The following is a 10,735-nucleotide window of genomic DNA, read 5'->3' as shown; positions in this document are numbered from 1 at the left end:
TAAATTATCTCGATTATACCGTATAATTGTCAAATAAGAATAAATACAAAGGCTTGTAACCACTTCTATTTAAAAAACGGGTGGAAAGACCCACCCGATTTTACTTACTTTCTTGACCTGCAACAGATTTTGCAATCATAATCATTTCTTCTTCTGTTAAATCATCTGATGCCAGCATATAATCGACGCCAGCATTTGTCCATGTTAGGGAATGTTCATTAAGTCCTCCAATTGTAAATCCTAAGTCAACAATTTCCCCATTCATAAAAGTAGAAGATGACGCAGATGCTGGTGTTGCAATTTCCGTACTTTCCTGAATTAATGTAAATGATTTTTCTCCATCAACATCACCGTATGTTAAAATAACTCGCTTCCCATTTTTAGTTTCCATTTCCTTTTCTTCCAATAATTTAACTCCTGTTGGCTGTTCAAGCGGGTATTTCACAGCAAATGGCTCTCTTTCTCCTGAAGCTAATGTAGGCACTTCGATTTGTGCACTTGACATATTTTTATCCACATCAAATGAGTTTTTATCAAATGATGTATTAAACTCAAATTTTAAAAACTCAACAACTACTAAAGGATTTCTATCCGTATCTAGTACTTTTACACTAGCAGGTGATAATTCCTTTTTATTAAAAGTAATTTCTTGCATTGGCAGCATTTTATTATTTTGGTAATTTGTTTTCGTTTCAAAAATATATTGATTTTTATCATTTGCTGTAAATTTCGCTTCCGGATCTTCTAACACATCTTTCACTAACGATTCAAAAAGATAGGCTTGACTGCTATTTTGCGGCCAATCACTTTGGAAACGGAAACTTTTATTAAGCGCTGGTGTTAAGACAAACACCCCTTCATCATTACGTAGAATCATTTGGCTCTGATCTCTTGCCGCATTTTTTAAATGTACTCGGTAGTATGTCGGCGTTTTATGCCAAATCTCCACTTCATACACTTGCTCTTCGTTTCCTGTTTGCAGTGTCATTTTCGCTTCTGCCTTATAGCCTGACATTTCTTTCACCTTTTTATCTAATGATTCCACGACATCTGTTTGTGATCTTTCCCCACAACCAGCTAATACAATAATTGTGAGAATCCCTATGAAAAATAAAACAATTTGCTTCCTCACTTTATTCAGCCCCTTTTGTCTCATATAACTTCCAAAGAGAGTTAGTCCTCTCTCCTATCGCAATACCAAATATATGAGACAAACTTATCGAATATGCAACTAAGAAGAGACAAGTATCAATTGAGTACAGCTTAAATAAAAACCAGTATGTCATGCGAAACAGCGACATACTGGTTTTTATTTAAAATTCATTACCCTATCCTTAAATTATTTTTTCGATAATAACTTGTGCTGCCGCGTACTCACGGCTATGTGTAATGGAAAGATGAATATTATGTAAATGCTCTTCTTCTACTTTAATAATTGGCTTTCCTCTTCTATTGTTTATTACCTCAATATCATGGAAGCTAAAATCTTCGCCAATTCCAGTTCCCAGCGCTTTTGCATATGCTTCCTTTGCTGCAAATCTGCCTGCCAGAAACTCTACTTTTCTTTCTTTTGACAAATCTGAGAATTTCTCAATTTCATTGATTGTTAAAATGCGTTTTATAAACCCAGGCTGTCTGTCAACAATTCTTCTAATTCGGTCCAGTTCAATAATGTCCAATCCTATTCCTAAAATCATTTATATCCCCCCGCATTTTAGTACTATTTTTATTTATTATTTCATATTCGTGTTAATATATCGATAAGAACATCTCATTCACAACTTAAAGGAGCTTAAGCAATGTTTACACGAACAGAAAGCTTTCAAACATTTATACGATTGTATCCTATTGTCTCTATAATCGCCGCCATCCATGCTCTGATCTGGCTGTTTTTCCAAATCCCAATTGCTCCAGTTGTTATCCTTTTCAACCTGCTAAGCGGCTATAATGCAGCAATTGCAGATGGAGAATACTGGCGCCTTCTTACTCCTGTTTTTCTGCATATTCATTTTGGACATGTCCTTTTCAATACTATTTCTTTAATTTTATTTGCACCTGCATTAGAAAAAATATTAAAAAAAGCAAAATTTATCTTTGTATATTTAGGTGCCGGAATTATCGCTAATATTGCAACATATTTAATTGAACCGATAGACTATGCACATATCGGCGCCTCTGGAGCTATTTTCGGTTTATTCGGGGTCTATTTATTTATGATTTATTTCCGAAAAGGAATGATGGACCGTTCCAATTCACAAATCATTTTAAGTATCTTAGTTATCGGCTTAATTATGACATTTGTTAACAGTGATATTAATGTTATAGGCCATCTGTTTGGATTTATTGGCGGGTTTATACTAGCACCCCTCGTTATAAAAAAACCGAAAAATTATTTTTACTAAAATGAAAAGAGTACAGATAACCGTACTCTTTTCTTATTTTTCCACTCTGTACCATTCTTCAATCTTCCTTACATCTTCCTCTTCCACATCTTTCAGTAAATATCGGCTTCCCGCTATACCAGCTTTAATTGTTGTTGAGATCGTTTGAAGCTTAGCTCTTTTTTGGAAGAAGGACGTTCGATATTCGATCAATTGCATTCTCTTCTTATGCATAAAAACAGTTGTTTTTGAAATTTTTCGAAAACGCATAACGAGTTGATTGTCCACTATACTCCAACCTGCATCCTTATAAGAGAAATAACCATTTAAACTCCCTAATAAAATGAGAAGTAAAGAAAAGTACCCCCACGGCTGGAAGAAGATACAGAGCGGGATAGCAATAATAATCCATGGCATAACTGCCCGAAACAGATACCTTCTCATCGATCTTTTCGGAAGCTTGTTAAAATTATTTTGCCATGTAAATTCCGGTGTAAACTCACTTAGTAGCTGTGGAATGAGCTTCTTCTTTACAACTGGAAACAGCATTGTTGAAGAAGTCGGGTTCTCTAAATTACCTCCCGCGCTCTCAATATAAACAGTCGCATAGCCAAAAAATTGTCTTATTACATTTTCTGAAACCCTAATTGCCTGAATTCGATTTTTCGGAATAATAGATTGACGCTTTTCTAAAAGGCCGCTCGTAATAATAAGATCATCATCTACTTTTTTCACTGTGAAAAATGCATATTTTATTAGAACACCAACCATGCTTAATATCCATGCAATAATTAGAATACCAATTCCTAAAAGAAGATATATCGTCATACTTGTGTCTTCGGGAATATGAATATGAGAGAAAATTTCTTCAAGCGGGATAATATCATCAAGCTGCGAAACAAGTGCAAAACCCGCAGATAATACGACACCTACCCCGCTTGATGTTGATCCGGTAATAATTAAATCTTTCACTCTCATTCGGAAGCTTGTATTTTCTACTACTTGCTGTTCATCATTTTCCTGAATACTGTTTCCTTTTTTATGTAATGCGACTACTTCTCTTATTAAATCTGCATCTTCTCTTCGAATAGCAGCTAATCCAACCTCAGCTTCCATTCCACCTCCAGCTGTCTCAATTTCTACTTTAACAAGCTTAAATAATCGTTGAATAATGCCTGCACTCTCATTAATATTTTGAATTCTTTCAATTGGAATATAGCGCTTTTTCTTTACGAAAATACCATATTCAATTCTTATTTCCCCTTCTTCTATACGGTATGTGAATTTCATCCAGCTAAAGAAACTGCCGACAAGAAGAGCAAATATCAATACGATAAATCCAATCGTCAATATCGTTTTTATCATCCCTTCACTGCCAACAAAAAGAATGAATATAGCAGGAAGCACAAGATCTTTTAATCTCTTAATAAATGTTAAAATGACTCCTATAGGATGAATTCGTTTCGGTTTACATATCATCATCAGTCACCCTGGCTAATTTTGAAATATAATCTCTGAGCATATCTGCTTCCTCTAACTCTAATGCGGGAATTTCATGAACAGTTGCCGCTGTGGAAATTTGAATAGATGCGAGCTGATATTTTCGTAATAAAGGACCTTGATGTGTATCAACATGCTGAACTCTAACAAGTGGAATAAGCACCCTTTTTATAACGAGAACGCCATGCTGCAGTTCAATTTCATGCTCATGCACTTCATATCTCCATATGCGATGCCTTATAGTTGGAATAATAAATGTAATCAAAATAGCTATTACAATCCATAAAACGGCTATTGCACCGATAAACCAATAGGAAAATTCCAAAAAGTAAATTCCTACTGATAGGCCAGCCGCTATTAGTAAATAAATAAATGATTGAATCATACCGCTCATTTTCCAAACAGTTAATGCTTTTAAGCTTATTTTATTTTCCGGAGCTTTCCTCATCTTCTTCCCCCCTTATGATGTATACGATTGAAATATGAACTAGTTTCATTTTTTAGGCAGAAATTGAAACTAGCCCATCGTTAGAATTGCTCATTCAATATGGGATAAAAATTCATAACAGGATAAGTATAACAAAAAACAGGCTGACTTTAATTAGTCATCCTGTTTTTATACTTACTTATTTATTTGAATTAGAGTAGCGTCGTTTGCTATTCCCGCCGCTTTTGCTCTTTTGTCCATAGAAACGGCCTTTGTTAGCTCCGCCGCCTGAACTGCGTTGAGAATCACCGCGTCTTCTGTTATTAGATGAACGGTTTTTATGTGATTTTGAGAAAGCCGGCGGCTCATCTGTTAATTTTACATTTGCTGTATTAGGTTCTTTTGTCATCAGCTTAATTGCTGCTGCAAGAACTGTTTGCGCATCGAATTCTTCAAGTAAATTCTCAGCTGTACGCTTATAAAATTCTAAGTTTTCATTTTCAATTGTAGAACGAAGTTTTTCGCTGGCTAACTGCTGTTGGCTTTCAATTGCCTCATCAAGAGTCGGCGGCTTCATTCGATCCATTTTTTTCTTTGTTGTTCTCTCGATATTTTTTACGATGTCCATTTCTCTTGGTGTTACAAAAGTCATTGCCATACCAGTTTTACCCGCACGGCCCGTTCTTCCGATTCGGTGTACATAGCTTTCCGGATCTTGTGGAACGTCAAAATTATATACATGTGTTACACCTGAAATATCAAGTCCACGTGCTGCAACGTCTGTTGCAACGAGTACTTCAATCGCACCTTCTTTAAATTTGCGTAAAGTAGACATACGTTTTGCCTGTGTTAAATCACCGTGGATTCCTTCTGCTGTATAACCTCTTAAAGTTAACGCTTCAGAAAGCTCATCTACACGTCTTTTCGTACGTCCGAAAACAATCGCAAGTTCTGGTGATTGAATATCAAGCAGTCTTGTTAGTACATCGAATTTTTTCTTTTCATGAACATCTAAATAATACTGAGTAATATTTGGAACAGTCATTTCTTTTGCTTTTACTTTTACAAGCTCAGGATTAACCATGAACTTTTCTGCAATTCGACGAATCGGATCCGGCATTGTTGCAGAGAAAAGCAATGTTTGTCTTTCTTTCGGTACATTTGAAAGGATTGCTTCAATATCCTCGATAAAGCCCATGTTTAACATTTCATCAGCTTCGTCCAGTACGATCGTATGAACAGAGCCAAGCTTTAATGTCTTACGGTTAATATGGTCAATTAAACGTCCTGGTGTTCCTACAATAATATGAGGATTTTTCTTTAATGCACGAATTTGGCGATTAATATCTTGACCACCGTAAATCGGCAGCACGCGTGAGCGTTTATGATAACCGATTTTATATAATTCTTCAGACACTTGAATCGCAAGCTCACGTGTCGGTGCAACGACAAGCGCTTGAATGTTTTCATTTTTCATATCAATTTTCTCAATAAGAGGAATTCCGAAAGCAGCTGTTTTACCCGTACCAGTTTGTGCTTGACCGATTACATCTTTGTTTTGTAAACCAAGAGGAATCGTTTGAGCCTGTATTGGTGACGGCTCCTCAAAACCCATTTTACTAATTGATTGCATAAGTGCCGAACTTAAATTTAAATCTTGAAACGTTATTGTCAATGTTTTCATACTCCTTTTTTACTTTTGCTGTAAATATTTACAGACTTCACTAGTAAACTTGACAATTTTCCAAGTCGCATACGTAATCAGAAAAGCGTAAGTGCTCTGATCAGCTTCGATAAGCATAAGATAATCCAGAATAGATGGTGTTCTTCACCTTCTGACTATGGAAACATTTACAAGTCGATAAGCTGAGCATTTACGCTAAACACAAACGCTTAGTTAAAATAAATCTTAACTGTTTTATTGTTGAAAATATATATAACCGTCTACTACTTGGTTTACACTATCGTTATTGTATCCAACAAAATTGGATAGACGGTGTTTCTTTTGTCTACTTAATTGTTAAACACAAAAAATGCCCTTTTCCAATCAAAGGGCAGCAGTTTACATATTTAAAGCCCGCAAACACTTTGAATCTAATCATACCATTACAAAAGGATGATTACAATATGACCTTGTAATAATAGTTTACCCACTTATAAGAATTTCAACACGATATTTTTATTACAGGATCGACTCAACGACCTGCTCAAGCCTCATACCGCGAGAAGCCTTCACTAATACAATATCGCCTGATGCAAGCTTCTTTTTTAAGTCCGCAATCAATTCCTCTTTATCATGAAAATGCAATACCCGCTCACCAGGTATATTTTTTTTTGCACCAGCAGCAATTTCTTCGCCAAGCTTGCCATATGCATATACATATGCAATTTCTTTTTCGTTAATCTTTTCACCAACCTGCTGATGGAATAGCTTCTCATCTTCACCAAGCTCAAGCATATCACCTAAAACAACAATTTTTTTATTGAATCCTTGAAGGTCCTCAAGAAGCTGAATTGCTGCATTCATGGAAGTTGGACTTGCATTATAGGCATCATTTATAACAGAAACATTATTTTCCGCCTGAACGAGCTCTAAACGCATTCCTGTTATTTCAATCTTATTTAAACCAGTAGCCATATTTTGCTCATCAACGGAAAAATATTTACCGACAGCAAAAGCAGCTAAAGCATTATTTACATTATGTTTTCCAAGCACCGGAATGAAATACTCATTTCCAGCTACAGCAAATGACGTCCCATTAATCTTTTGGTTTATACCAGTTGCAAAATAATCGTTTTCAGCTGTTTCACCAAATGTAACAGTTCTTATACTTAAGTCCTTTACCCCTTCTTTTAATAACGGTTCATCTCCGTAATAAATAAGGGTACCATCTTCTTTCAGTCCCTTTGTAATTTCCAGCTTCGCTTCCGCAATGCCTTCTCTTGAACCTAAATCCATTAAGTGTGCCTCACCGATATTCGTAATAACCGCAACATCTGGTCTGCCAATCGCAGAAAGAAGTTCAATTTCTCCCTTTCCGCTCATACCCATTTCCAATATAGCAATTTCTGTTTCTTCGGGCATTGATAAAATCGTCAGCGGAAGTCCAATATGATTATTAAGATTGCCCTTTGTTTTATGAATTTTATATGTAGTTGCTAAAACAGATGAGATCATATCTTTTGTCGTCGTTTTCCCATTACTTCCTGTAATACCGACAACTTTTATATTAAGCTCATCACGATAAGATTTTGCTAAACCTTGTAACGCTCCTAACGTATTATCAACAAAAAGGACAGGTACATTTTGAGGCGGATTCGGTTCATTTTTATCCCAAATAATTGCCGCAGCTCCCAGTTCTATTGCTTTCTCAGCAAATGTATGACCATTAAAATTTTCACCAACGAGAGGGATATATAAATTATTCTCTTGAATTTGTCTCGTATCTGTCGAAATTCCATTAATATGAATGGATTCATCTCCGCTTTGCAGATGCGAACCAGAGATCATCTTATGTATTTCTTTTAACGAACGCTTTATCATATCTCTTTACTCCTTTCAAAAAAGGGTCAGACCCTGCAAGCAGTATATAAAGAGAGCTCTACATAATTTGCAGGGTCAGACTCTTAGACAGCCTGTTCTATTAAAATGTATGTTTAATTTGCTGCTTTATTTCATGTCTTTCAATCGCAAGCTGAACGAGCTTTTCAATTAATTGCGGATACTCTACACCTGCATGCTTCCATAAAAGCGGGAACATACTGAATGGAGTAAAGCCCGGCATTGTATTTACCTCATTTATAAGGAATTCACCATCATTTGTTAAGAAGAAATCGGCGCGTACAAGTCCGGATCCATCAATTGCTTTGAATGATCTGATTGCCATTTCTTTAATATTTTCATACTCACTTTCTGATATACTCGCTGGAATAATAAGATCTGTATCCCCATCTTCATATTTTGCCTTATAATCATAAAATTCTTTTTTCGGAGCAATTTCACCAACGACAGAACATGAAGGCTCATCATTTCCGATAACACCTATTTCAATTTCACGACCGATAATCGCTTCTTCAATAATAATTTTACGGTCGAACTCAAACGCTTCCTTAAATGCATTTATTAAACCAGCACGGTCATTACACTTGTTAATACCAACACTTGAACCTAAATTAGCTGGTTTAACAAAGCAAGGATAGCCGAGCTTTTCTTCTACTTCTTTATATGCAGCTTCTGAATCTTTTTCCCAGTCATTTTTAATAAATGCAACAAACTCTGCTTGTGCTAAGCCAGCTTGTGCGAATAAATGCTTCATTACTACTTTATCCATTCCTGCTGCAGAAGCTAGTACACCATTTCCGACATAAGGTAAATTTAAAAGCTCTAACATTCCCTGAACTGTTCCATCTTCTCCATTTGGCCCATGCAGAAGCGGGAAAATAACATCAAGTTGTTCTCCTGACTGTTCGGTTGGAAAGAGCTCCTTATTAAAGGATAGCGGAGACACTTCATCGCCAGAATTATTAAGCTCTAATTCTTTTACATCCTGAGCAGGTTCGCTTAATTTCTCGCCGCGGATCCATGCTCCCTCTTCTGTAATATAAATCGGATATATATCAAATTTATTCATATCTAAAGCTTTAATAACAGCAAGCGCTGTTTGTAAAGAAACTTTATGTTCAGCAGATTTCCCACCATAAATAAGTCCTAATTTTGTCTTCACTCTTAACTTCCCCCTCGGTTCATTCATCTTTATCATTCTATCACTTTCCAATTCATTTGTTATCGTTATTCATCATTTTCTTCATACGTTTCGAACCGTTAGCCGTCTTTATGAAGGTGAATAAGAATTCGTTCCCTTTCATTCATGATTTTGTCAGTTTTCGGCTACCCTAACATCGTAGACCTTGTTATATAATAAAAAAGAATATATAAAGGAGGGATTGCATTGGAAAAAATCAGCTCAGAACAACAATTTTATGATTTAATCAATGGCAGCGAAGCAGTACTCGTTAAATTTTTTGCAGGCTGGTGCCCTGATTGCACAAGAATGAATATGTTTATCGGTGAGATTTTAGAGGAATACAGCGACTATAAATGGTTCGAAATAGATAAAGACGAATTCCCTGAAATCTCGGAAAAAAATCAAGTAATGGGAATTCCAAGTATCTTAATCTTTAAAAATGGAGAGAAACTTGCTCATCTACATAGTGCAAATGCAAAAACACCAGAGCAGGTGCAGGAATTCTTAAAAGAAAATTTAGCATAATTGCAAAACAGGCTTTTCTGTAATGGAAATGCCTGTTTTTTTACTTTTAGCAATTTAGAAAAAGAACTTTAGTACTACTTTTATTCAAAACAAGACTGGTAAAGTAAATTTCACCATAAAGAATTAGGAATAAACGCACTCGATAGAAAGTATTTTTTAGTATAATTTGTTAATATAGGTAAATTAAATCTATTTAAAAGGAGAATTGTTTTGAAGAATAAAATATTAATAATGACATTATTTACTGTTTTATTAGTTAGTAGTCTTCTGCCTAATGCGGCTGCAGCTTCGACAAGCTTTCTAATGAATACGAAAAAAAACTATACATACACTCTGTATGAGCAAAAAAACAAACATAACAGATCGTCTATGACTGCGACTTTCACTGGCAAAATAAATGGCAGTGATCTATGGTATTACAAATTTGCAGGCGACTTCTTCCAAAAATTATATTTACAGGATGATTACGGTTTAGAATCAGCTTATACAGAGCTGAAATTTCCGCTCGTAAAAGGTGCAGAGTGGAAAAAGGACAATGCAACAGCACGGATCATTTCATTGAATAATACTGTTAAAACTCCGGCAGGGACATTTTCTAATTGTGTATTAGTAGAAACAACATACAATGCTTCTAATAAAGACGTTGCTTATTATGCTCCTGGACACGGCCTGATCAAACTTCAAAGCGGCAGTGGAGTAACAATGGAAGTATCAAAAATTGAAAATGCACATTACGGTCGTGTGCTTATTAAAGAAAAAGGCATACCGATGTATAATCCAAAAGGAAAAGTCCATAGAACACTTGCAAAAGGGGAAGGACTTAAAGTATTCAAAGAAAATGCAAGCTCATATGATGTTGGCGGAGGATATTATGTAAAGAAAAGTAAAGCTACATTATTCTACACTGGCTTTGTTTACAGTAAGAAACAACAGCTGGACATTTACGCACCTAATGGGAAACTTCATAGAAAAACTCGTGTCGGTGAGACAATAAGAGTGTATAGCTTTGAAAATGGCCATTACCAAGTAGGCGGAGGATACTATATTCCTGCTGATATCCATGTTCAATACGATAGATAATTGCCTGAAAGAGGTTGGACTCAAATTATGAGACGACCTCTTTTTTTTACATCTGTAGATAAAGTGAAACTTCCATC

Annotated in this window: 10 protein-coding genes; 3 read left to right on the top strand and 7 right to left on the bottom strand. The window is 35.6% G+C overall.

The features are described from left to right. Positions 1–100: 100 nt before the first annotated feature. The gene (locus BFA01S_RS18825) at positions 101–1,132 is read right to left on the bottom strand and encodes an outer membrane lipoprotein-sorting protein (protein ID WP_066234427.1); all 1,032 of its coding nucleotides are present in this window, start codon (positions 1,130–1,132) and stop codon (positions 101–103) included. A gap of 202 nt (positions 1,133–1,334) precedes the next feature. Further along, entirely contained in the window at positions 1,335–1,697 is a 363-nt protein-coding gene (gene acpS, locus BFA01S_RS18820) for a holo-ACP synthase (protein ID WP_066234424.1), read from the bottom strand. A gap of 102 nt (positions 1,698–1,799) precedes the next feature. Between acpS and BFA01S_RS18815 the strand changes: the two genes are divergently transcribed. Next, positions 1,800–2,402: a rhomboid family intramembrane serine protease gene (locus BFA01S_RS18815; protein WP_066234419.1), complete on the top strand. Its 603-nt coding sequence runs from the start codon at positions 1,800–1,802 to the stop codon at positions 2,400–2,402. A 33-nt stretch (positions 2,403–2,435) separates the two neighbouring features. Here BFA01S_RS18815 and BFA01S_RS18810 read toward each other — a convergent pair whose 3' ends face one another. The 5 genes from BFA01S_RS18810 to BFA01S_RS18790 form a co-directional block, all read right to left on the bottom strand. Continuing rightward, positions 2,436–3,860 carry a PH domain-containing protein gene (locus tag BFA01S_RS18810; protein ID WP_066234416.1) on the bottom strand — a complete coding sequence of 475 codons (1,425 nt, stop codon included), beginning with the start codon at positions 3,858–3,860 and terminating at the stop codon, positions 2,436–2,438. Further along, positions 3,850–4,329: a PH domain-containing protein gene (locus tag BFA01S_RS18805; RefSeq protein WP_066234414.1), complete on the bottom strand. Its 480-nt coding sequence runs from the start codon at positions 4,327–4,329 to the stop codon at positions 3,850–3,852. The genes BFA01S_RS18810 and BFA01S_RS18805 overlap by 11 nt, the downstream gene beginning before the upstream one ends. A 178-nt stretch (positions 4,330–4,507) precedes the next feature. After that, complete coding sequence (gene cshA / locus BFA01S_RS18800; protein ID WP_305848779.1) at positions 4,508–5,983, bottom strand: degradosome RNA helicase CshA; 1,476 nt, start codon at positions 5,981–5,983, stop codon at positions 4,508–4,510. Positions 5,984–6,490: 507 nt separating this feature from the next. Then, complete coding sequence (locus tag BFA01S_RS18795) at positions 6,491–7,852, bottom strand: UDP-N-acetylmuramoyl-tripeptide--D-alanyl-D-alanine ligase (protein WP_066234410.1); 1,362 nt, start codon at positions 7,850–7,852, stop codon at positions 6,491–6,493. 100 nt (positions 7,853–7,952) lie between these two features. Next, positions 7,953–9,032 (bottom strand): D-alanine--D-alanine ligase, encoded by a 1,080-nt coding sequence (locus BFA01S_RS18790; protein WP_066234407.1) that lies wholly within the window; start codon positions 9,030–9,032, stop codon positions 7,953–7,955. Positions 9,033–9,257: 225 nt separating this feature from the next. Between BFA01S_RS18790 and BFA01S_RS18785 the strand changes: the two genes are divergently transcribed. Beyond that, complete coding sequence (locus tag BFA01S_RS18785) at positions 9,258–9,578, top strand: thioredoxin family protein (protein ID WP_066234404.1); 321 nt, start codon at positions 9,258–9,260, stop codon at positions 9,576–9,578. Positions 9,579–9,788: 210 nt separating this feature from the next. Then, on the top strand, positions 9,789–10,658 hold the full coding sequence (locus tag BFA01S_RS18780; protein ID WP_066234401.1) for a hypothetical protein: 870 nt from the start codon (positions 9,789–9,791) through the stop codon (positions 10,656–10,658). Positions 10,659–10,735 lie beyond the last annotated feature (77 nt).

Origin of the sequence: Metabacillus fastidiosus NBRC 101226 (assembly GCF_001591625.1) — a bacterium.
In the GTDB taxonomy this organism is placed as follows: domain Bacteria; phylum Bacillota; class Bacilli; order Bacillales; family Bacillaceae; genus Metabacillus; species Metabacillus fastidiosus.
This window is presented reverse-complemented; position numbering and strand designations above follow the sequence as displayed.